The sequence below is a fragment of the Brevundimonas sp. DW-iso22 genome (genome assembly GCF_058725425.1).
Map to the genome: position 1 here is coordinate 240790 of NZ_JBZXEB010000003.1, position 21767 is coordinate 262556.

Here is a 21767-nt window from a genome sequence, read left to right on the forward strand (position 1 = left end):
AATGAACATCCTGCAGACCATCGCGGCGGAAGAAAAAGCCCGCCTGATCGAAACCCGCGCCATTCCCGACTTCCAGCCCGGCGACACGCTGCGCGTCATGGTCAAGATCAAGGAAGGCGAGCGCGAACGCATCCAGGCCTTCGAGGGCGTCTGCATCGCTCGCGCCGGTGGCGGGATCAACGAGAATTTCACCGTGCGCAAGATCAGCTTCGGCGAGGGCGTCGAGCGCGTCTTCCCGCTGATGTCGCCGAACATCGACGCGATTGAAGTCAAGCGTCGCGGCGTCGTGCGTCGCGCCAAGCTGTATTACCTGCGTGACCGCCGCGGCAAGTCGGCCCGGATCGCCGAAAAGCAGACCGTGCGTCCCGCCAAGGGCGTGGCCGTGCCGGAAACCGGCACCGCCGATAAGGCCGCCGACACCGAAGCCTAAGCCGCTTCATCGGTTCGAGATTGAAGAAGGCCCCGGTGGAAACGCCGGGGTCTTTTCTATGGTTTGGCTGTAGTAGCCAGGCGCTCAAGGATGTCCGGTGTTCGGTGATATAGTTATGTCTGCTGTCGACCCATTGCGGACATTGGCGCGAGGTGTAACTTGGGTTGGTGAAACGTGCTATTTTGCTAGCAGTTGCGGTTCTGTCTTGCACGACTTCGGGTTGTGACAAGGTGGACAATGGGGCGAGCGAGCCAGCCTATAAAGCATCCTTCAAGGTCGAGGCAGAGCAGTGTGCAAGCCATTGCCGCTTTGTGATCGTTCGCTTGAAGATCGAAAACACCGGCAGCGAAGTCCTATGTGTGCCCAGCGTCTATTCTGACAATGGCGGCGCGGCTGCACTCTACCTCGTGGATCGCGCGAGTAGTCAAGCCGTCAACCTCACCAGAGGTTATGATCCCAACAGATTTAGTAGCCTTCGCTACAAAGAAGATATGCTGGATTTTTTCGAGCTTCCTCAGACGGTTGTCCAGCCGGGCACCCATCACAATTTTCTGCTGACTTTCGATAGTGATTTCGAGCTTCGCAAACAGCCGACCGATGCGATGTTGCGGCTTATCGCTTTTCGTTGCCGCGCGACCTCAGCCAAGCCTGACGCAGTATTTCAAGACATACGTTCGGAAGTGGTTTTTGAGTAGCGGGCCAAGGTCCGCTTTCTACCCGCCGCTGAAAGTCCGCTTCCGACCCATTGCGGACGTTGGTTTCAGGACCGTATCATCCCTTATGACGTCACTCTCCGGCCCACTGCATGGCCCGCGACAAACACTCTTCGTGATCGGTCGCTTGTTTTGTGGATTTGCTATTGGTCTGGCTATTCTCTGGTTTGTGGATCTTCGAGATGGCCGCACCTACACCCAAGAGCGGCGTGGCGGCCCCTGGATGCTGGTATCCATGGAGGACAATAAGGAAAGTTTCGTGATCGCTATAACGATGCGCTATGCAGTTCCCGTCGTGTTGCTAGGCACAATAGGTCTAGTCAGCATTTTGGGAGGGTTTGCGCAGCGGCGAGCTGAGACCTCGAAATAGCTCGTTCAAGTCCGCTTTCCGCTCATAAGCGACAGTCCGCTCTCGACCCAAAGCAGAGATTAGTGTGCGCGCCGGGCCTGTTCGGCTTCGGTGGCGTGACGCTTTTTCAATATTAGCTTCGATACGAGCGTAAACAGGGGCGTCGCCAAACGGCTTTTTACCCGAGTGTATTCTCTCTCAAGCTCGCCGTCCGACAGCCCGGACAGGCTTGCCTCGGACGGCACTCCAATACGATTTCGGGTTGAACGAGCCATGCCTCCTTTTCTCAGCTTGGATGTCCGCTTTCTACCTTAGGCGGACATTGGCCGGTCTCAGCCGAGCGTCAAGCCGTCAGGCCGGACACTCGTTCCGGCGACTGTCCGTGGAGCGCGGACGAGCCACCCCAAGGCCACGGGGATGAGATGGATGAGATGGCTGACGTGGAACGTAAGCGGCTCTAGCCCCTCCCAATAAGGACCAACGTTGATCACCAAGATCATCAGTACGATCCACCAGCCGCTGAGATTGGCGTCCCGGAGGCGGCGATACGTCAGAACGATAAGAGCGACGTAAACCGGCAGTCCCGCGAGAGCAGCGACCCACTCCAAGGCTCCAAGCCTCACCATGAGAACCGGGAGAAGGATCATCGTCGCAATGAGCGCGACGCTTGCCCAGCGATAGTTCTGGATTGCGCTTAGCCGGTGAACGAACGTCGCCATGCCAGGACGGTAGCAGGGGCGGTGTCCGCTATCCACTCTTAGCGGACGTCAGACATGTCTGCTTCCGGCATGGGCTCGCCTACACGATAGACGTGTAGCTCAGCCTCAAAGGCCGTTGGTTACGATCTACTGCGGAAACAGCCCGCTCTCGGCCGTCTGGCGGCTTTCCAGAGTATGTTTGAGTTCGCTCATCTCGGCGTGGCCGGTGCGGATGGCGGCGTGGACGCGGCGGATAGTTTCGCGGGTGGTGGCCGAGATGGAGGTGTCGGCGACGGCCTTGTGGAACCGGGCGCTGATGGCATCCTCGGCCTGTTCGGGGCCACCCGCCACGGTCGCCTCATTGCGCATCAGGGCGTGTTTGACGTCGGTCAGGGCGCGCTGGGCTTTGGCGATGATGGAGCCGGAGGTCTGGGGCTCGCCACCCAGAAGGCGCACGTGTTGTGAAAGGTCCTCGGCTAGGGCGCGGCGTTCGGCTTCGCGCCGGGCGTACAGCTCGCCGTATTCGGGATTGGTGGTTTCGGCGGCGGCCTCGCCATAGCTTTCGGCGCTGTCGATCATCGACTGGATCAGGCCGTTCAGCACCTGGATATCGTGGCGGTTGGCGTCGGTCATGGGAGGTCTCCGCAATGTCAGGTGCCTAGAACGGCCCGAAACGGCGGAGGTTGCGGCGCAGCATGATGCAGGTTGTCACAGCTTGGTGCGCAGCGACCACAGCTCGGGGAAGCAGCGGCGTTGCAGGGTCTCGGTCAGATAGGCCACGCCCTCGGTGCCGCCCGTGCCGCGACGGCGGCCGATGATCCGCTCGACCGTCACCACATGCTTGTGCCGCCAGGTCAGCAGGGCGTCGTCCAGATCGACCAGCTTTTCCGCCAGTTGATACAGCGGCCACCAGCGTGTGGTGTCGCGGTAGACCTCCAGCCAGGCGTCCTCGACGCCTTGCGACGGCTCATAGGGCTGGCTGACGTCGCGGTTCAGGACCTCAGACGGCACAGGCAGGCCCGCCGCCGCCAGCTGGGCCAGGGCGTCGTCGTACAGGCTGGGGGCGTCGATGGCCGCCTGGAGCGCGGCCAGGGCATCGGGGCGTTCGGTGTGGAACTTGAGGAAGCGCGCATCCTTGAGGCCCAGCATGGCCTCGAAACGGCGGAACTGATCGCTCTGAAAGCCGGAGGACGAACCGAGCACGCCGCGGAAGCGCAGATAGTCGGCGGGCGTCATGGTGGCCAGGATGTCCCAGCTCATGGTCATGACGGCCTGGATACGGCTGACGCGGGCCAGGCTCTTGTAGGCGGGGACCAGATCGCCGGCGCGGACCAGGGCTTGCGCCTGGGCCACCTCGTGCAGGATCTGCTTGAGCCACAACTCCTTGGTCTGGTGGATGACGACGAACAGCATCTCGTCGTGTTCGTCCGACAGGGGGTGCTGGGCCGCCAGCAGGTCGTCGAGCGACAGATAGCCGGCATAGGTGATGTCGGCGCGGGACGTGTCAGCAGGTGCGGTCATGGGCGACCTATCGCCCGTCGCGGCGATGGGCTCAAGCCTCGGGCGAGTTGCGTCCCGGCGTCAGGTCGGAGGTGTCATCGGCGCGGGCGTCCCATCCCTCGCGGTCGGAGCGAAAGGCCAGTCGCATCAGCACCCAGGTCAGGGCGACGGTACCGGCGATGCCGAGGCTGAGCGCGATCCAGCCGTGGATCGGCAGGGTGCCGCCGCCGATGGCCATCCAGGCCGCACCGACAGCCACGGTCGAGACGACGGCGACGGCCAGGACGATCAGGAGCTGACGAACGGTTCCCACGGCGTCAGACCCGGCCTAGCGCTGGACCCACTGGCCACTGGCGTTGCGGTACCACTGGCCCGAGCTGATGCGCGGCAAGACGATGGTCTCGAAGGCGCGAGCGGCGGCGACGTCGGGTGCCGTGCCGGCGGCCTGGGCGCTGCGGGCATAGGCGGCGCGGCGGGCTTCATTGGTCGCCTGGACGGCCTGGGTCAGCGAGCCGTCCGAGGACGGGGTGCGGAAGCCGAGATAGCCGTCGGCCTGCTCGCCCACGGTGCCTTGCGCCTTGGCGGCGTCGATCATGGACTTCTGGGCGGGGGTCTGGGCAAAGGCCGCGCCTGCGGCGACGCCCAGCGCGGCCACAGCAGCGGTGACGACGAAGAATTTGCGGAACGACATCTGGGTCAACTTTCGCATCAGAACAGGTTGGGGTTTTCGACCAGGAGGTCCTGAAGCTCCTTGTCGAGGCGGACGCGCACGTCGGCGTCCAGTTTCGCATAGATCTGGATAGGGTCCACCTGCAGCCGGATCGTCGGCGTGCAGGCCGCAGTGGTCACGGCGGCGAGGCCCAGAAGGGCGACGGTCAAACGCGTCCGGTTCATGGCTGTGGTCTCCGGTCTCAAACTGTCGCCCCTGACTAACACCTTTCAGGGTGAATGGGTTCTGAACGGCCAAGGTGCCTTCATCAAGGCGTTTCGACTGCGGGCTCGGTCGGAACGGCGGCTTCAGGCTCCGGGTCTGGCTCCGTTCTGGGGGTACTGACCTCGCCGTTGCGCGAACGGTTCAGCTCCATCAGATCGCCCGCCAGCTCATTGGCGTTCAGTGTCGTATCCAGTGTCAGATCGATGGCCGTGCCCGACGGCAGGGGGATGGGCCGGTTCAGGAATTCGCGGCTGATCAGATCGGGAATGGTGACGCGCAGGTCCTGATATTGCGGCGGTTCGTGACGGCCCTGGATGTGAAACAGCACGCCGATCCGGCCCTCGTCCAGGCTGTTGAGCTGGGCCGTCAGAACGTCGAAGGCCAGGTTCTCCATGGCCTGGAAGGCCAGGTCCTGAACGGTATTCGGTGGCACCTCGCCGCCTGCACCGCCGGCCTGGACGCCGGTCAGGGCGTCGCGCGAAATGGACAGGCGACCCGGCTGGACCGCTTCCATCGTGCCCGACTGAATGCGGATGCCGTTGGTCGGATCATAGGTATAGGGCAGCCGGCCCGAGACGACGGCGTCCATCGTCACCTTGTCGGCAAAGCCGGAATTGGCCACCACCTCGCCCAGTTGCACCCGGTCCAGGGTGATCACGCCGGAAAAGCCCTTGGAGATGTCCAGCGGCACGGCGAACGACTCGACCGTCACCTTGCCGCCAGCGATGTTGATCTCTCCGCCGTCGATCATGAAGGCGTCGGCGGCCAGGTCGAAGGTGACGGCGACGTCCGTGATCGGCGCGACCGATTCCAGGGTGTCGATGGTCAGCCGCTGGTCCGGGGCGGTGACCAGGGGGGCCAGGCTGGTGAAGTCGACCGTGCCGCGCAGGCCCTTCACCGGACCACCGGGACTGACGAAGTCCAGGCCGGGAATGGTCAGGCGACCCGAGCTCAAGCCATCGGTGTCCGACGACCAGTCGATCCGGCCTTGGAAGCCGACCGAGCCGGTGGCGGGCGACTGGATGAAATCGGCGACCAGGGGGCTGAGGTCGTCGGGCTGAAGACCGGGCTCGGCAAAGACGATGGACGGCGCGTCGATGGTCAGGCCACCCGCCCCTGCCCGCCCGTCATGCGCCAGGGTCATGCGGCCCAGCGCCGTACCGCTGCGGGCCAGGTCGAAGGTGCCGGTCCAGTTTTCGTTGGCCAGGCGGGCGGAACCCTGGGCCGTGACCGGATTGAACCGGGCGGGGGTGGTGGCGTCGACAACAAGAGCCGAGGCGACCTGTGCCTCCAGTCCCACGCCGAACGGTCCCCCGGTCGCCACGAAGCTGCCCTTGGCGTCGGTGAAGGTCAGCGCAAGGAAAGGGGCCGCAGCGTCGAGGCCCGCAATGAGACCCTCCGCGCGCCAGCCGCCGTCGGCCACAGTGACGAGCGGGCGGTCGGCGGGACAGATCTGACCGGCGATCGTGGTGACGTCACTCTCGTCCAGTTCCAGCCGCTCGACCGTCAGGGGAATGCAACTCTCGGCCACATAGGTCAGACGGCCGTTGGAGGAGGCCAACTCGCCGCGCGTCTGCAGCGCAATGCCTCTTGCCAGGTCGAAGTCGAGCGCCGCACGACCGTCCAGGGTGGCGGTAAAGCCACCGGGTGTCAGTCGCCAGGCCGGAATGTCGAAGGTGGCCTCCGGCAGGCCCTCACCGCGCGTGGCGCTAAGGGACAGGGCCCCGCCGCCCGCCTGACCATCGCGGGCGCTGAATATGGGGGTGGCAGCGGGGCGGAGCGTCAGCACGCCACCGTTGCGCGGTGTCAGCGTCGCAGGCCGGTCCAGCGTCACGCGGGTGGTGGCGGAAGACACGGCGAGCGTAAACGCCGGGATGTCGACGGCGAAATCGCCCAGCGCCCGCTTCATGGCCCCCAGCTCGGCAATGTCGTCCGACGCCGGAGGGCCGAACAGGGGCCAGGCCCCGCCTGAGCTTTGCAGACGACCAACACCGGTGACGCGGAAACCCTGATCGAGCACGGCATCCAGCGTGACCGATCCGTTCACGCCGGTCAGGGACAGCTCGTCCCAGGCCAGACGTCGCGCCTGGAGCGCCAGCGGCGCCTGGGCCTCCATCGCCGCGCCGCGCCCGCCAAGGGTGACGGCGCTGGATGTCAGGCTGACGCCATCGCCCTCAAGCCCCGCTCCCGACGCCCGGGACGCCGTCATCCGCAGGGGGCCATCGACACGCCAGCCGAGCTCGTCTGCGTTGCGCGACACCGATACCGGATTGCGCTCCAGCATCAGACGGGCACCGGTCGCGCTTGCGTCAGAGGCGTCGAGACGGGCCGCGCGGATGTCGGCCCTGGTCTGGCCCTCGATCGTGAAGGTTTCGATCCAGCCCCGCATCTGGCCGTCGAAACTCAGGCGGGCGCTGAGGTCACGCGCATCCGTCACGCCGGAGCGAAGCCGACGCGCCGCCACCACGGCCTGCACGTCCGCCGCCCCGTCACCACGGCGCGTTTTCAGGTCGGGATAGGGCACAGTACCGGTCAGGCTCAGGGACCCGGCCTCGGTCGACACGCCCGATACAGTCGCCGCATCCGCCGAGGCGCTGGCCCGTACATCGACCCGGTTGCCCGTCGTCGTCAATTGAACAGCGGCCTTCAGACCCTGGGCCTGGATATCGCCGCTGCGCAGGGCCGTTTCGGGCAGGCGGGCGTTCAGCTGCATCAGCTTGCCATTGTCCACCCGCGCATCGGCCAGGACAGTGACGGGGCCATAGTCGGTGTCCAACCGCAGACGCCCCTGTTCGACGATGACCAGGGGGCTGCGACTGTCGGGGCGGGGCGGCTGGCCGATGAAGCGATCGATCAGGGGATCAAGGGAGCCGAAGGTCAGTTTCCCGTCCCGGAACCCGGCGCTAACCACCGGACGGATCAGCCGGATGCGGCTGGGTGTGACCCCCAGACCCGTGCGCGACCAGGGCGTGGCGACGGTATAATCGACCTCGACCCGCTCGATGACCACGTCGGGGTTTGCCGGATCGCCGATGCGGATGCTGGCGACGATGCCGTCAAGTTCCACCCGCTCGACCTGCATGTCGGCGTCTATCCCCTGACGCTCCAGCCAGCCGATCAGGACCTCGCGCGTCGCCGCCCGGCGGTTCAGATACAGCGTCGCCAGCAACACCAGGACGATGGCGACGAACACGCCGAGGGCCAACCCCAAGCGTCGCCAGCCGCTTTTGCGCACGGTGGCCTTGGGTGGCGTTGGGCTAACGGAGTCTGTGTTCAAACGCGACATCCTTGAGAGTCATTCTCTGAACATACGTGGGGCAAGAGCGGCTCCGGAAACAGCATCAGGCCCGTTGCGAACGAACCACAGTAGAGTGTCAGATCAGCCACCCCTCCAACACTGCGCATCGCGTCCAGGCAAGAGAATCTTTGGCACTCACTGATCTTGAAGAAAACCCCGCGATTACTCGAAAGATGCGCGCCTGCCACACCCGGCGAACAGCGAAACTCGCCGATGTTATCGCGGCGGTTAACAGTTTGTAACGTGCTGTCTTCCCATCATGGGACGGACGGGTTATAGGCCCCGTCTCGCAACGGGACAAAGTCACGTCGCGCAGTACCGATTACCAGTGGCTTGGCGCCGACCGGCGTCGTTATGTTTCGGGGACCGATGGCTCAGTTCGACCCACGTCGCCAACCGATGCGCATCGCGCCACACGCCCTCACGGCCGTGGCCGCGCTTTCGGTGGCGCTGTTCGCAGGACGTTCGTACCAACCCGCACAGGCGGAAGTGGTTCCGCCCCCCAGCGCATCCCAGATGGCCGCGATGGAAGCCAATGCCCTGGCCACGGCCAGTGCCCCTGACGGTCTTACCGCGCCCGAGGCCATTCCAGTCCAGATCCGCCGCGGCGAAACCTTCGAGCAGGCCGTGCGCCGCACCGGCATCGCGCCGGAAGAGGCCTCCGCCGTCGCCGCCACCCTGTCCAACGCCGTGGATGTGACCGCCATGCGCGCGGGCCAGAAGTTCGAAACCGCCATTTCACGTCCGCGCGGTGGCCGGGGCGATGCCCGCCTGATCGGCCTGACGATGCGCACTGGGCCGGCGACCCAGGTCACCGTGTCCCGCAGCTTTGACGGCGCTTTGCGTCTCCGGGCGCTGGAAGAGCGCGTTGCCCACGAGACCGTTGTCCTGAGCGGCAAGGTCGAGGGGTCGCTGTCCCGCACCGCCCGGCGCGAAGGCGTGCCCGCCGATATTACCCGGGTCGCCGGTCGCCTGTTCTCGCACAAGTTCGACATGGATCGCGACATCCAGTCCAACGACCAGTTCACCTATGTCTTTGGCCGCACCGTGACCGAGGCGGGCCGCACCATCGGCACCGACGGCCTGCTGTATGCCGAGCTGAAGGGCGTGGCCTTCTATCGCTTCCAGCCTGCGGGCGCGAAGGAAGCGCAGTATTTCGACGCCACAGGCAAGAACACCCGCTCGGCCTTCATGCGCACGCCGCTGGAGCGAGGCTTCCGTGTTTCCTCGTCCTTTGGTTTCCGCCGCCACCCGATCGCCGGCTATCGCAAGATGCACCAGGGCATCGACTTCGCCGCAGGCTCCGGCACGCCGGTCGTGGCTCCTGCTGATGGCGTGGTCGTCGAGGCGCGTCGCTGGGGCGGCTATGGCAACTGGCTGCGTATCCGCCATTCGAACGGTCTGGAAAGCGGCTATGGTCACCTGTCGCGCTATGCCTCCGGTATCCGTGCCGGTCAGCGCGTGCGTCAGGGTCAGGTCGTCGCCTATGTCGGCTCGACCGGAGCCTCGACCGGTCCGCACTTGCACTATGAAATCTGGCGTGGTGGCCAACGGATCAATCCCGCCGGGGTCCGTACCGAGGAAGGCACCGTCCTGGCCGGGGCCGATCTGAACGCCTTCCGCGCCGAAAAGGCCCGCATCGACCGCATCCGCGCCGCCGGCGGCGAACGCCGTCCGCAGGTTCAGAGCGCGGCCCTGCGTCCCGCCTCGACGCAGGGCTGATCAGGCCAAAGCGCTAGGCCGGGGCCATCAGCGCGTCGTCGAGAGCCCGCGCCTGTCCCGCCGCCTCACGCGATTGCAGCCGGTCGGCATAGGCCTTGAACGCATCACGCTCGGGCAGGGTCTTGAACTGCAGACCCCAGACAATCTGGCTGCCGACATAGACATCGGCCGCCGAGAAGTTGTCGCCCAATATCCATGGGCCCTTGGTCACCGCCGTCTCCAGTGCGTCGACCACCTGATCGAACGACCCGTAGCCGACCATGCCGGACTTTTCCGTCGGGGCCAGCAGGCCCAACGACTTGGCCGTGACTGCCGCTTCCAGCGGACCCGCTGCAAAGAACATCCAGCGCAGATAGGTCCCGCGCCCGGGATCGTCGAAGGCCGGGGCCAGGCCCGCCTGCGGAAAGGCGTCGGCGAGATAGGCGCAGATGGCGGCGCATTCGGTGACCGTCACCCCGCGATGAGTGATCGCCGGCACCTTGCCCATCGGATTGATGGCCAGATAGTCGTCGCCCTTCATCGTCGTGCCGTAATCCAGAACCACGGTGCGATAGGGCTGGCCCACCTCTTCCAGCATCCAGCGGGCGATGCGGCCGCGCGACATTGGATTGGTGTAGAGGACGATCTCTTCTGATGACGGGTTCATTTCGGTCTCTCCTGCGTTGTCCTTGAATGCGATCCTGGACGCGACCTTGGCACGACGGTGACATGACACATAGACGCGACATCCTGAGAACGATCGGCGGCCTGACCCTGGCAGGCCTTGCCGCCCCTGCGGGCTGGGCCCAATCAGCCTTTGCCTCGCAGCGGATAGCGGTCAGCGCGCGCGGGCAGGGCCCCGATCTGATCCTTATCCCCGGACTGGCCTCGACGGCCGAGGTCTGGCGCGGGACGGCCCAGCGGCTGGAGGGGCAGCGACGTCTGCATCTGGTCTCGATCCGCGGGTTCGGCGATCTGCCGGCCCAGGCCAATGCCAGCGGGCCGATCCTGGCAACCGTTGCCGATGAGGTGCGCCGCTATATTGCCGAGCAACGGCTGGAGCGACCCGCCATCATCGGCCACTCCATGGGCGGACAACTGGGTCTGCGTGTCGCCGCCGATGCCGGGGATCGTGTGGACCGGGTCATGACGGTGGACTCCTCGCCGTTCTTCCCGGCCCTGATCAGCCCCCAGGCGACGACCCGCGATGTCGAACCCTTGGCCCAGGTGGCCTATCAGGCCCTGCAGTTCCTGGGCGACGACGTTCTGCTGGCCCGCAGCCGCGCCATGGGTGTTGAGCTGGGCGGGGCCAGCGACGCCTTGTTCGGCTCCATAGGCTGGCAGGGCGGCGACCGCCGAGTACTGGCCCAGGCGCTGTACGAGGTGATGACTGTGGATCTGCGCCCACGACTGGCCGATGTTCGCGTGCCTGTCACCGTGGTCTATGGCTGGAGCCCGGACGACGCCTCACCGCGCAGCCGGGCCGACAGCCTGTTCCGGTCCGCCTATGCGCGCCTGCGCTCGCCCGCCACCTTCGAACGGATCGAAGGGGCCGAGCATATGGTGATGATCGACCAGCCGGACCGCTTCCTGGCTGCCGTGAACCGCTTCCTGGCTTGAGGTTGCGGGACTGGAGCGCGGTCAGTCCGCGTCCGGCTGGCGGTCCGGATGGGCAGCGATGAAGGCGGGATGAGCCTGGGCTGCAGCGTCGATGGCAAGCAGGCGAGGGAAAGCGTCCAGCGGCACATTGAACCGGTGCGCCGAGTAGATCTGCGGGATCAGGCAGGCGTCGGCCAGTGTAGGAGTGTCGCCAAAGCACCAGCCCTGTCCGTCGCGCTCTACCAGCGCCTCCAGCGCCGTGAAGCCCGGCACGATCCAGCGCGCGGCCCAGGCATCGACGGCCGCCTGGTCGGCCCCGAAATCCTCGCGCAAGCTCTTGCCGACACGCAGATTGTTCAGCGGATGAATGTCGCAGGCGATCAGCGCCGCCATGGCCCGCACCCGCGCACGACTTAGCGGTTCGGACGGCAACAGCGGCGGCTGGGGATGGGTCTCCTCCAGCCACTCCAGAATGGCCGGGCTCTGGGTCAGGACCGCGCCGTCGATCTGTAGCGCCGGCACCATCCCCTGGGGGTTCAGGGCGACAAAGTCTGCCGCCTTCTGGGCGCCCGTGCGCAGGTCGCGGCCCTGCGTCTCATAGGCGAGGCCCTTCAGCGCCAGGGCGATACGGACGCGATAGGCGGCACCGGAGCGCCAGTAGCCATGCAGGATCATCGGGGCCTCACAGTGAAGGACAGGGGTGACAGGCCCGCGATCATAGCTTCGACCCGGTCGCCGGGCACCAGCGGGCCGACGCCCTCCGGCGTGCCGGTGAAGATCAGGTCGCCGGCTTGCACGTCCCACAGCGTCCGCGCCTTCTCCAGCACCTCGACCGGGCTCCAGACCATGTCGTCCAGCCGCCCGGACTGGCGCGTCTGGCCATTGACGGTCAGGGCGATCGCCGCCGCCGGATCAGGCAGGGCACCCAGCGTCAGGGCCCCGCAGGGCGCAGACTGGTCGAACCCCTTGGCCGCATCCCAGGGCCGCCCCTTGTCCTTGGCTGCCGCCTGAAGATCGCGCCGGGTCAGATCGCAACCAACCGCCCAGCCGATGATATCGCCGTCCTCTCCGATGGCGCACACCAGTTCGACCTCGTGGTGCAGATTGCCTGTCGCGGTCGGATAGGTGGGGTGGGCCCCGTCGGTGAGCAGGGCATCGGCCGGTTTGGAGAAGAAGAAGGGCTCGGCGCGCTCATGCCCCATCTCCCGGGCATGGGCGGCATAGTTCTGACCCACGCAAAGGATGCGGCGTACAGGAAAACGCTCGGTGCGCCCCGCGATCGGCAGGCCGGGTCTCTGGGCAGGCGGGAACAACCACTGTGTCATGTTGTTTTCCTAACTCGCCACTCCGGGAATCGCCACCAATCCGGGCGCGGTGTCTTGCTGCAATGCGGGAACCGCGACGGTGGAGTGGCGTTCCCTCGCAAGATTATCTATCTAACCGTCAAGCTTGACGACAGGAGCGCGCATCATGGCCAATAACAAGACAGCACGGGCGACCGTCAAAGACGACCTCAATACCCTGAAGGATGACCTCAAGGTTCTGGGAGCCGAAGAAAAGGCCGCACTGCGCGAGAAGGCGACCGCCGCCGAAGCCAAGGTTCGTGCCAAGGCCTCAGAGACAGAAGCCAAGTTGCGGGAACAGAGCGAAGTGCTGCGCGAGCGGGCTCGCGGCTATTACGACACGGCCCGCGTGCGTGGCCGCGAATATTACGATGAAGCGTCCGAGCGCATCGACGAGGCCCAGCGTTATGTCGTCGAGCGCGTGCAGGAACGTCCGATCCAGTCGACCGCCATCGCGCTCGGCGTCGGCGTCGTTCTGGGCATGCTCCTGTCGGGCCGTCGTCGCTGATGCTGGGCGGGGGACTTGCCCGCGGGCTGGTCAAGAAGGCCGTCGCTGCCGCAGTCGCGGCCGGGGCGGGCTTCGTGGCGCTGGTCGCCTTGGGCGGGACGATCTTCTATGCCTTGTGCCTGGTCGTGCCGGAGATGGGTGCAGCAGCGATCACCTTCGCCATATTTGGTCTGATCGCTCTGATCGTCGCCCTGGTCTACCTGAAGCGTGATAGCGGCGATGAAGAGGATGACGAGCCCGTCGGCATGGGTCAGCGCGCATTTTCGCTGTTCCGCGAGCGCCCGATTCTGGGAGCCGTCGCGGCCCTGGCGGGCGGCTGGATCTTCCTCAGGAACCCGGCTTTGGCCACGATGGTCGCTGCCGCGTTCACCGAAAAGTCGCACGGACGCCGCCGGTACTAGCCACTGACTAGTGTCGAAGAATGAGGGCCGCAGGAGCAATCCTGCGGCCCTTGTCTTTGGCGTGGGGTCTCGATCTAGGTGGCGGCCATTTCTCTCTCGCCAGGAGCATTGGGATTCGGTGCTGTCGCCAGTTTCCGCGTGTCCTGACGGCGGGCCAGCTTCCACATGTCGCTGGGCTCGAACCGGTCACCAACCCAGGCCACGACGGTCACGGTAATGTGGTGAGCGTCCCATTCGATCTGGTTGAAGCTGGGCGGGGAGCCGCGCTCGCGATGCGACAGTGTCCCGCAGCCGACGGCATAGGAGCACCGGTCACCCAGTGCGATCGGCAGGGCGAAGGGCACATGGACATGGCCGGTGGTGATCAGGTCGACGCCCGCCTCGGCAAAGATCAGCGCCGCCGCATCGCCGCGTTTGACGTCGCCCGTCATGGGCGTGCCGATCATCTCGATCAGGGGATGATGGCAGGCCAGCACGCGAAGAGCACCGACTGGAGCCTGGCGCAGCGCTTCGGCAGCCTTTCGGGTCTGCGCCAGGTCGATGACGCCCTTGGACCAGTTAGCGCGTGCCTGCCACCCCCTGGCGGTCACGACGCCGCGCACCATCACACCGGGGCTCAGGAACTGATGATCATGAGCGGGGTGACCCGTCGCCTTTTCAAAGGCCTTCCAAGGATGGAACAGCCGCGCGAACAGTCCCCAATACGGCACGTCGTGATTGCCGACGATAACGAAGCGCGGGTCCGGCATGCGGTCGATCCAGCGGGCCGCAGCTTCGAATTCGTCCGGCAAACCCTGCTGGGTAATGTCGCCCGTGATCAGAACCAGATCGGACGGATTGGCGTGGGCGTAGTCCAGGGCAGCTTCACAGGCCTGTTTGTGTTCGCACCCGAAATGGATGTCCGAAAACTGGAGGATGCGCCCCATCAGGCGGCATCCTCCACAGGGAGCGTGGGAGCCAGGGCCTTGAAGGCCTTTTTGACAAACTTCACCCTGGCCGTGGATTTGAGCAGGATCGGCTCGCCATCGACTACCGCCGGGATGCGCGAGCGGGCGGTGACCTCCACCTTGCGGGTCGCCTTGGTGGTCACGGCCGGATCGTTGCGCCAGTCATTCAGAACCGCGTGGGCGGCCAGTCGAAACGCCTGTGCGGCATCGGTCGGATTCATGGCCGCTGCCTCCAGCCCGGTATTCTCGTCCATGGCTTTGGAGATCATCGGGCTGATCAAGACCAGGGCCTCGGTCCGCTTCATGGCAGAGCCGTCCAGGGAGTAGCGAAGGCGTCCCGAAAACGCACGCTTCAACGCCTTGCGCGCATGGGTCCAGGCCAGGCTGACCTTGCCGGTTCGCATGGCTTCCCGAGCCGGGGCCCACAGGGCCGGAGCCCCCAGGATGGCAGCACAATAAAAAGCCTGGGTGACGACCCCGTCCGAAACCTCGCCGCCCGCTACGTCCTGGGCTTCGCCCTGTTCCAGCGCCAGTCTGAGAGCGGCCTTCCAGTCGGCGGTGCCGTACAGGGCCTTGGGGAGCATGTTCATGGTGCCGCCCGGCAGCGGGGCGACCAACGGTCCATTGGGGCCCGCGCGAGACGCAATCGTTCCGGCCGTGCCGTCCCCCGCCAAGACGAAAAGGGCGTCAGGGCAAGCCTCAATGGCGGTTCTGATCTGCTCATCGAACTGCCCGGGCTCCAGAGAAACCACGCTTGCCTGGCAGTCATACTCCGAAAATATAGCCCCCGCTTCCTCGGCCGCCTGATTGCTCACACTTCCCGACAGCGAGTTGACCAGCATGATCACGGTCTTGAGCGAGACATGGCGGGTCAGAGCCGGCAGCGGCGCTTCAGGGATTTCGGCAGGGCCGACGGGGATTTCAACGTCTGTCATGTCCGCCCGAACGCCCTCGTCTCGCCGATGTTCCGACCCCTGCTTTACGCTGACTATGTCATCCAGGCGAGCAGACCGCTACCGCCACAACAACCTTGACCATTGGGGGAACCGGGGTGCTAGCTTGGCGTTGTGACGACAGGGGCGAACCCGGGAACAAAGGATTTCACCATGAAAAAGGCAATTCTCGCCATTGCTGCAGCCGGCATGATGGCCAGCGCCTGTGCCAGCGACGGCTACGGCGGCAGCGGCGTCAATGAAGCGACCCGTCAGGGCGCAATCGGTGCCGGTATCGGCGCTGTCGCCGGTGCCATCATCGGCAACAACGTGGGTGGCGGCAATGCCGCAACCGGCGCGCTCATCGGCGGTGCCGTGGGTGGTGTGGCCGGTGCCGTGCGCGGCTCCAGCCAGGACCGCGCCAACCAGCAGCGTTACCGCGACAACAACGGCGGCTACTACTACTGCTACGATGGTCGTCAGAACGAATGCTACTGGGAAAATGGTCAGCGTCGCCGCTAGACCCATCCTGTAGACTGGTTTGAAGAGGGCGGCGGGTCGAGAGACGCGCCGCCCTTTTTGCGATTGGGCACTGGCGCAGTTCGCTGCGGGCTGCGACGGTGGTGAAGTGAGTATGGAGGGTGGGCTTGTGAGAGTATTTCTGGTGGGCGGACTGGTCGCGGTCGGGCTGACGGCGGCAGGATGCAATCTGGCCCCGACGATGAGCCGAAGCGACATCGTGGCGGAGCCGTCGGCGTGCACGACGAAACGGTTCGAAGTCTATTTTGCCGAGGGTGAAGCCAGGCTGACGGATGTGGCGCGCCAGGCCATCGGCCTGACGGCGACGCAGCTTCAGGGTTGCCGCATCGACAAGGTGCAGGTGATCGGCCTGGCGGATGCCAGCGGCGGGCACAGCGCCAACCAGACGCTATCCGAACGCCGTGCCATCGCCGTCGTCGAAGCCTTCGAAGCGGCGGGTTGGCCCGCCCCGGTGTTCGATGTCGATGGCGTTGGCGATCAGGGGGCCGCCATGCCCGGAGGCGTAAACGAGCCCATGCGGCGGCGCACCGAAGTGCTGGTTGAGGCGTCGCCACGAACCTGAGGCGTGACGCCGCGCAAGCGGCGGGTTCGGTGGACGCCAGGCTACGCGGACGACTAAGGTCGCCCGGATCCGTTCCGGAGGCCGCGTGAGACCTTTTGCCCGTCTGTTGATCCTGCTGGCCTTGTGCCTGCCGCCCTTGCCCGTTGTGGCGCAGGCGACTGCGCCCCAGGCGACAGCAAGCCGTATCGCCGGGCCGGGCCCCCAGAGAACCGACCGGATTGAGGCGGAACTGGTGCCGATGTCTGCCTGGGCGGCCCCTGGTTCCACAGCCGTGGTTGCTGTGAAGCAGACCATCAAGCCGGACTGGCATACCTACTGGCGCAATCCCGGCGATTCCGGCGGGGCGACAACCCTGAGCTGGACCCTGCCCGCAGGTGTCACGGCGGGCGAGATCGTCTGGCCCGTGCCTGAACGCCAGCGGCTGTCGGGACTGATGAACTATGGCTATTCCGGCGAGGTCTATCTGCCGGTGCCAATCGAGATACCGGCCAGTGCGCGCCCAGGCACGACCCTGCGTTTGACCACCCAGGCCCTGTTCCTGGTTTGCAGCGCAGAGATGTGTGTGCCGGATGAGCTGACCCTGGTGCTCGACCTGCCCATTCGAGACGGAGCCGCGCCGCTGGATCCGGAACACGGCAAGGCCATCCAGACGGTCCTTGAGAATGCGCCACGCCCGGCTGGAATCGAGGCGCGGATCGTCCTTGAAAACGATCAACTCACCCTGACGGCATCGGGAGGGCCGCTGGTCGGCCAGAACCCCGGGCCCAGCTACTTCTTTCCCTTCGGCAGCGGGGTGATCAGTCATCCGGCCCCCCAGACCGGGGCCTGGGGCCCTCAAGGCCTGACGCTTCGCCTGACGCCTGGAGGTGCGACGCGCGCCGCTGGGATCACCGAACCCGTTCAGGGCATCCTCGTCACCGCCCAAGGCGCATTCGAAATCACGGCCCAGCCTGGCGGCGCCCTGCCCGGCGCGACCGGTTCGGGATCGCTGACGGCGGCACCCGACGCCGCCTCCGAAAGTGAAGCCACTAGCGCCCCGGACACTGGTCTGGCCGTCTTCTTCCAGGCCCTGCTGTTCGCCGTGCTGGGCGGGTTGATCCTGAACCTGATGCCCTGCGTCTTCCCCATTCTGGCGATGAAGGCGGCATCCCTGGCGTCGGCGGCGCACCATCCCGCTCATGCGCGCCGCGACGGCCTGGCCTTTCTGGCCGGCGTCCTGACCACCTTCCTTCTGCTGGCCGGGTTGCTGCTGACGCTGAGGGCGGCGGGTGAGGCGGTAGGCTGGGGCTTCCAGCTGCAATCGCCCCCGGTCACGGCGGCTCTGGCCCTGCTGATGCTGGCGGTCGCGCTGAACCTGTCCGGGGTCTTCCATATCGGCGCAGGCCTGCAAGGCGCGGGGTCCGGGCCTCTTTCGCGCTTGCCCGGCGGCGTGGGGGCTTTTTTCACCGGCGTGCTGGCCGTGATCGTGGCCGCGCCTTGCACCGCCCCCTTCATGGCCTTTGCACTGGGAGCGGCGCTTGTGATGCCATGGCCGCTGGCGCTCGGCGTGTTCCTGGGTCTGGGCTTGGGCCTGGCCCTGCCCTTCGTGATCGTCAGCGTGACGCCCGGCCTGTTGAGCCGCCTGCCGCGCCCCGGTCCGTGGATGGAGCGTCTGAAGGGCCTGCTGGCCTTTCCCATGTATGGCACGGCCCTGTGGCTGGTCTGGGTGTTCGGACGACAAACAGGCACCGACGCCCTGGGCCTGTTGTTCGTGGCGGGTTTGCTGCTGGCGGTGGGGGTCTGGCTGATCGGGGGTGGGCAGGCGGAACGCACCGCAGGTCGGCGCGGCCTTCTGCATCTGACGGCGGGTATCGTCAGCCTGATGCTGGCGGGCGGGGCATTGTTTCTGGCTGCGCGCACACCGGTCGCGCCCAACGAGGCATCCGGCACTGACAGCGGCACGACACTGGCCAGCGCGGCGTGGTCCGAAGCGGCGGTTCAGTCTGCAATGGCCGAGGGCCGTCCGGTACTGGTCAACTTCACCGCCGACTGGTGCGTGACCTGCAAGATCAACGAGCGAACCTCGCTGTCGTCCGCCAGGGTTCAGGGAGCGATGGAACAGGCCAATGCCGTCTATCTGGTCGGTGACTGGACCCGGCGCGACGACGTCATCGCCGCAGAATTGCAGCGGCACGGCCGCTCCGGCGTTCCGCTGTATCTGCTCTATGCGCCCGGTTCGACCGAGCCGCGCATCCTGCCCCAGCTGTTGACCGAGGGGGTCGTGATCGACGCCCTGGAGGATATCCGCCCCTAGAAGGAGTTGCCCGATGACCCGCCTGCCCGTCGCCTCACGGTTCCTGTCTGTCGCGTTCGCCACCCTTGTCCTGTCCGCCTGCCAGCAGCAGGCCGCTGCGCCGGACAATGCGGAAACGCCCGCGCCCGTCGCGACAACCGCCACCACGCCGCCGTCGGCCGGTCAGGCCGCGCCGGCCTTCACCCTGGTCGATGCCGAGGGGACGCCGCGCTCCCTGGCCGACTTCCGCGGCAAGACCGTCGTGCTGGAATGGACCAACGAGGGCTGTCCCTATGTGATCAAACACTATTCAGGGGCCATGCAGGCGCTGCAGCGCGAGGCGGTGGCCGACGGCGTGATCTGGCTGACCATCATTTCATCGGCACCGGGCACCCAGGGGTTCGTCGAGGGTCAGGCCGCGCGGGAATGGCGGACGCGCACCAATGGTGCCTCGACCCATCTGCTGCTGGATCCGACCGGAGAGATCGGCAAACTGTTCGACGCCAAGACCACGCCGGACATGCGGGTGATCGATGCCGACGGCATCGTGCGCTTCGTCGGCGGGATCGACGACCGGCCCACCAACAAGGTCGAGGACCTTGAGGGCGCCAACAACTACGTCCGCGCCGCCCTGGCCGATATGGAGGCGGGCCGCCCGGTGCGGACGGCGTTCGCAACGCCCTATGGCTGCTCGGTCAAATATCCCGAGACGGTGGAGGGCTGAGGCCCTCCGCACCCGGTCCGATCAAACCTCCGGCTGAGGCGGAGCCGTGATCACTTCGACGTTGTCGTTGAGCAGATAGGCCAGTTCGTCGAGCGCGACGCGGCGCTCGGCGGAGGTAGCGGCGGTTTCCAGGGCCGCAACCTTCTTGGGCATGTCCTCGGAGATGCCGCGCAGGATGCATTTCAGGTCGCCGTCGATACCGCGCTCTTTCAGGATCAGGTGACCCTGCATGTCCATCTCGGCCAGGGCATTGGCCTGGACCTTGAAGTCGGCGAAGGCAGCGCCGTTCAGAAAGCCGTCCTGATCAATCAGGCCCGAGGTGCCCCAGCCCTCGACCATCGTCTTCAGCGTGGTCGAGCGGGTCACGATGTCGACGAACAGGGGCTCGCCCGCAACCGAGACCGGAGCCGACGCCAAGGCGGGCGGCTGGGCTGCGGCCAGGGCTACATTCGGATCGCTGAGCAGGAGGGAAACGGCCAGGGCGACACCACAGGACATGGCGAACCTCATCTCTATTCAGGCCGATTCACGATTCGGCGGTTGAACCCCTCTACGCCTCACCCGTAAACGAGGGTTTACCCGACCCCTTTTCAGAGTGCCGCCGATGACCCCCCGCACCCAGGCCCTGGACATGCTTCGCGCCGTCGCTCGCAAGGACGAGGGCACCCGTATCGTGCACCAGTTCGCCACCGATCCTGGCCGGGTGCAGCGCATGGGCATCGAGGCGGCGGGACTGTATCTCGATGTGTCGAAACAGTCGTGGAGCCTGGAGGGCTTCGAGGCGGCGCTGGACCTGGCGCGGACCTGCGACATCGAAGGGCGTAGGGATGCCCTGTTCGCGGGCGAGGCGGTCAATGTCACGGAAGGGCGGGCGGTGCTGCACCCCGCACTGCGCGCCGCCGACGATGCCGATTTTCATGCCCTGGGCGAGCCGGTCTCGCAGGAAGTGGCCGAGACCCGCAACCAGATCGCCACCTATGCCCAGGCTATCGGCTCGGGGGCCGAGGTCGGGGGCACGCGCCAGCCGTTCAATGCCATCGTCCACATCGGCATCGGCGGATCGGATCTTGGGCCGCGTCTGCTGTGGGAGGCGCTGAAGCCGCTGGAGCCGACGATCCAGTTGCGCTTCGTGGCCAATATCGATCCGCGCGACATGGCCGAGGCCCTGTCCGGCCTGGACCCGGAGACGACGCTGGTCGTGGTGGTGTCCAAGACTTTCACCACCCAGGAAACACTGGCCAATGCCGAACTGGCCAAGGCCTGGCTGGCCGAAAGCCTGTCGCCGCGCCGCATGGTCAAGCATCTGGTCGGCGTCACGGCCGCGCCGGAGAAGGCCGAGGCCTGGGGATGCGGGCGCACATTCGGGTTCCGCGACTGGGTCGGCGGGCGCTATTCCCTCTGGTCGTCGGTGTCCCTGTCAGTCGCCGTGGCCCTGGGCTGGGACGTGTTCCAGCGCGTGCTGGACGGGGCGCGGGCCATGGACCAGCATTTCCTGGAGGCCTCGCCCGAGATCAATGCGCCGATCGTCCTGGCCATGGCCCAGATCTACAATGTCGAGGGTCGCGGGAGACACGCCCGCACCGTCGCCCCCTATGCCCACGGCCTGCGCCGCCTGCCGGCCTTCCTGCAACAGCTGGAGATGGAATCGAACGGCAAGCGGGTGAAGCGTGACGGCACCCTCGTCGATACGGCGACCGGCCCCATCGTCTTCGGCGAACCGGGGACCAATGGCCAGCACGCCTTCTTCCAGCAGATCCATCAGGGACCACAGGTGGTCCCGGCCGAGTTCGTGGTGGTCGGTCATACATCCAAGGCCGCCGTCGATGATCGAGAGGGCGATGCGCCCCTGTGGTCCAATGCCCTGGCCCAGGCCCAGGCCCTGATGATCGGCAAGACGGCAGCCCAGGCGCGGGCCGAACTGATCGCGGCCGGCGCGGACGAGGCCGAGGCGGACCGTCTGGCCTCGCACAAGACCTTTCCCGGCGACCGGCCATCCACGACGATCGTGATGGACGCGCTGACACCCGAGGCGGTCGGGGCGCTGCTGGCGCTGTACGAGCACAAGACCTTCGTCGAGGGCGTGATCTGGGACATCAACAGCTTTGACCAGTGGGGCGTGGAACTGGGCAAGCAACTGGCCAGGGCGGTGCTTGAAGACGTGCGCAAGGGCGAACCATCGCCGGATCTGGACGCCTCGACGGCGGAGCTCATGAAGCGCCTTCTGGTCTGATCCAGATGCAGAAAGGGCGGAGACCCGAAGATCCCCGCCCCTTCCTCGCCTTCAACGGCCGGTCCTACTCACGCGACCGGCAGGAG

General features: G+C 66.0%; 24 protein-coding genes. 11 read left to right on the plus strand and 13 right to left on the minus strand.

Annotation, left to right across the window (positions count from 1 at the left end; translation table 11 throughout):
- The first annotated feature begins 1 nt into the window (after position 1).
- Both rplS and AC4PRM_RS04775 read left to right on the plus strand, forming a co-directional pair.
- Positions 2-430, plus strand: coding sequence for a 50S ribosomal protein L19 (gene rplS / locus AC4PRM_RS04770; protein WP_492038977.1), 429 nt, complete (start codon positions 2-4; stop codon positions 428-430).
- Between the two features lie 167 nt (positions 431-597).
- A complete protein-coding gene (locus tag AC4PRM_RS04775) occupies positions 598-1125 on the plus strand; it encodes a hypothetical protein (RefSeq protein ID WP_492038978.1) in 528 nt (175 codons plus the stop codon).
- Positions 1126-1824: 699 nt separating this feature from the next.
- On the opposite strand, the gene AC4PRM_RS04780 is transcribed toward AC4PRM_RS04775, so the two are convergent.
- From AC4PRM_RS04780 to AC4PRM_RS04810, 7 genes are all read right to left on the minus strand, one after another.
- On the minus strand, positions 1825-2211 hold the full coding sequence (locus tag AC4PRM_RS04780; RefSeq protein WP_492038979.1) for a DUF805 domain-containing protein: 387 nt from the start codon (positions 2209-2211) through the stop codon (positions 1825-1827).
- 126 nt (positions 2212-2337) lie between these two features.
- Complete coding sequence (locus tag AC4PRM_RS04785; protein WP_492038980.1) at positions 2338-2823, minus strand: PA2169 family four-helix-bundle protein; 486 nt, start codon at positions 2821-2823, stop codon at positions 2338-2340.
- A 75-nt stretch (positions 2824-2898) separates the two neighbouring features.
- On the minus strand, positions 2899-3711 hold the full coding sequence (locus tag AC4PRM_RS04790) for a tryptophan 2,3-dioxygenase (RefSeq protein ID WP_492038981.1): 813 nt from the start codon (positions 3709-3711) through the stop codon (positions 2899-2901).
- Positions 3712-3742: 31 nt separating this feature from the next.
- Positions 3743-4003 (minus strand): hypothetical protein, encoded by a 261-nt coding sequence (locus AC4PRM_RS04795; RefSeq protein ID WP_373256901.1) that lies wholly within the window; start codon positions 4001-4003, stop codon positions 3743-3745.
- Between the two features lie 15 nt (positions 4004-4018).
- On the minus strand, positions 4019-4399 hold the full coding sequence (locus AC4PRM_RS04800) for a DUF1318 domain-containing protein (RefSeq protein WP_487921197.1): 381 nt from the start codon (positions 4397-4399) through the stop codon (positions 4019-4021).
- On the minus strand, positions 4399-4584 hold the full coding sequence (locus AC4PRM_RS04805) for a YnbE family lipoprotein (protein ID WP_373256899.1): 186 nt from the start codon (positions 4582-4584) through the stop codon (positions 4399-4401). Before AC4PRM_RS04805 ends, AC4PRM_RS04800 begins: the two co-directional genes overlap by 1 nt.
- An 83-nt stretch (positions 4585-4667) precedes the next feature.
- The gene (locus AC4PRM_RS04810; protein ID WP_492038982.1) at positions 4668-7901 is read right to left on the minus strand and encodes an intermembrane phospholipid transport protein YdbH family protein; all 3234 of its coding nucleotides are present in this window, start codon (positions 7899-7901) and stop codon (positions 4668-4670) included.
- Between the two features lie 390 nt (positions 7902-8291).
- On the opposite strand from AC4PRM_RS04810, the gene AC4PRM_RS04815 reads away from it, so the two are divergent.
- A complete protein-coding gene (locus AC4PRM_RS04815; RefSeq protein WP_373256897.1) occupies positions 8292-9644 on the plus strand; it encodes a M23 family metallopeptidase in 1353 nt (450 codons plus the stop codon).
- 13 nt (positions 9645-9657) lie between these two features.
- Here AC4PRM_RS04815 and AC4PRM_RS04820 read toward each other — a convergent pair whose 3' ends face one another.
- Positions 9658-10290 carry a glutathione S-transferase family protein gene (locus AC4PRM_RS04820; protein ID WP_492038983.1) on the minus strand — a complete coding sequence of 211 codons (633 nt, stop codon included), beginning with the start codon at positions 10288-10290 and terminating at the stop codon, positions 9658-9660.
- A gap of 62 nt (positions 10291-10352) precedes the next feature.
- Here AC4PRM_RS04820 and AC4PRM_RS04825 point away from each other — a divergent pair, with 62 nt between their 5' ends.
- Complete coding sequence (locus AC4PRM_RS04825) at positions 10353-11243, plus strand: alpha/beta fold hydrolase (RefSeq protein ID WP_492038984.1); 891 nt, start codon at positions 10353-10355, stop codon at positions 11241-11243.
- Between the two features lie 21 nt (positions 11244-11264).
- Here the strand turns inward: AC4PRM_RS04825 and maiA are convergent, their stop codons facing one another.
- Positions 11265-11897, minus strand: a complete 633-nt coding sequence (gene maiA, locus AC4PRM_RS04830; protein WP_492038985.1) for a maleylacetoacetate isomerase — start codon at positions 11895-11897, stop codon at positions 11265-11267.
- Positions 11894-12547 carry a fumarylacetoacetate hydrolase family protein gene (locus AC4PRM_RS04835; RefSeq protein WP_492038986.1) on the minus strand — a complete coding sequence of 218 codons (654 nt, stop codon included), beginning with the start codon at positions 12545-12547 and terminating at the stop codon, positions 11894-11896. The genes maiA and AC4PRM_RS04835 overlap by 4 nt, the downstream gene beginning before the upstream one ends.
- 145 nt (positions 12548-12692) lie before the next feature.
- Between AC4PRM_RS04835 and AC4PRM_RS04840 the strand changes: the two genes are divergently transcribed.
- Together AC4PRM_RS04840 and AC4PRM_RS04845 are read left to right on the plus strand one after the other, a co-directional pair.
- A complete protein-coding gene (locus AC4PRM_RS04840; protein ID WP_487921203.1) occupies positions 12693-13073 on the plus strand; it encodes an ElaB/YgaM/YqjD family protein in 381 nt (126 codons plus the stop codon).
- Positions 13073-13474, plus strand: a complete 402-nt coding sequence (locus AC4PRM_RS04845) for a hypothetical protein (RefSeq protein WP_492038987.1) — start codon at positions 13073-13075, stop codon at positions 13472-13474. The genes AC4PRM_RS04840 and AC4PRM_RS04845 overlap by 1 nt, the downstream gene beginning before the upstream one ends.
- A 74-nt stretch (positions 13475-13548) precedes the next feature.
- On the opposite strand, the gene AC4PRM_RS04850 is transcribed toward AC4PRM_RS04845, so the two are convergent.
- Both AC4PRM_RS04850 and AC4PRM_RS04855 read right to left on the minus strand, forming a co-directional pair.
- Positions 13549-14400, minus strand: a complete 852-nt coding sequence (locus AC4PRM_RS04850) for a metallophosphoesterase family protein (protein ID WP_492038988.1) — start codon at positions 14398-14400, stop codon at positions 13549-13551.
- A complete protein-coding gene (locus AC4PRM_RS04855) occupies positions 14400-15356 on the minus strand; it encodes a diacylglycerol/lipid kinase family protein (protein ID WP_487921205.1) in 957 nt (318 codons plus the stop codon). Before AC4PRM_RS04855 ends, AC4PRM_RS04850 begins: the two co-directional genes overlap by 1 nt.
- A 171-nt stretch (positions 15357-15527) precedes the next feature.
- Here AC4PRM_RS04855 and AC4PRM_RS04860 point away from each other — a divergent pair, with 171 nt between their 5' ends.
- From AC4PRM_RS04860 to AC4PRM_RS04875, 4 genes are all read left to right on the plus strand, one after another.
- The gene (locus AC4PRM_RS04860) at positions 15528-15875 is read left to right on the plus strand and encodes a YMGG-like glycine zipper-containing protein (protein WP_373256888.1); all 348 of its coding nucleotides are present in this window, start codon (positions 15528-15530) and stop codon (positions 15873-15875) included.
- A gap of 127 nt (positions 15876-16002) precedes the next feature.
- The gene (locus tag AC4PRM_RS04865) at positions 16003-16455 is read left to right on the plus strand and encodes an OmpA family protein (protein ID WP_373256887.1); all 453 of its coding nucleotides are present in this window, start codon (positions 16003-16005) and stop codon (positions 16453-16455) included.
- A gap of 85 nt (positions 16456-16540) precedes the next feature.
- Positions 16541-18748 (plus strand): protein-disulfide reductase DsbD family protein, encoded by a 2208-nt coding sequence (locus AC4PRM_RS04870; RefSeq protein ID WP_492038989.1) that lies wholly within the window; start codon positions 16541-16543, stop codon positions 18746-18748.
- Between the two features lie 13 nt (positions 18749-18761).
- Entirely contained in the window at positions 18762-19451 is a 690-nt protein-coding gene (locus AC4PRM_RS04875; protein ID WP_492038990.1) for a thioredoxin family protein, read from the plus strand.
- Between the two features lie 21 nt (positions 19452-19472).
- Here the strand turns inward: AC4PRM_RS04875 and AC4PRM_RS04880 are convergent, their stop codons facing one another.
- Complete coding sequence (locus tag AC4PRM_RS04880; protein ID WP_492038991.1) at positions 19473-19949, minus strand: hypothetical protein; 477 nt, start codon at positions 19947-19949, stop codon at positions 19473-19475.
- Positions 19950-20055: 106 nt separating this feature from the next.
- Between AC4PRM_RS04880 and pgi the strand changes: the two genes are divergently transcribed.
- Positions 20056-21681, plus strand: coding sequence for a glucose-6-phosphate isomerase (pgi, locus tag AC4PRM_RS04885; protein ID WP_492038992.1), 1626 nt, complete (start codon positions 20056-20058; stop codon positions 21679-21681).
- Positions 21682-21767: the final 86 nt, after the last annotated feature.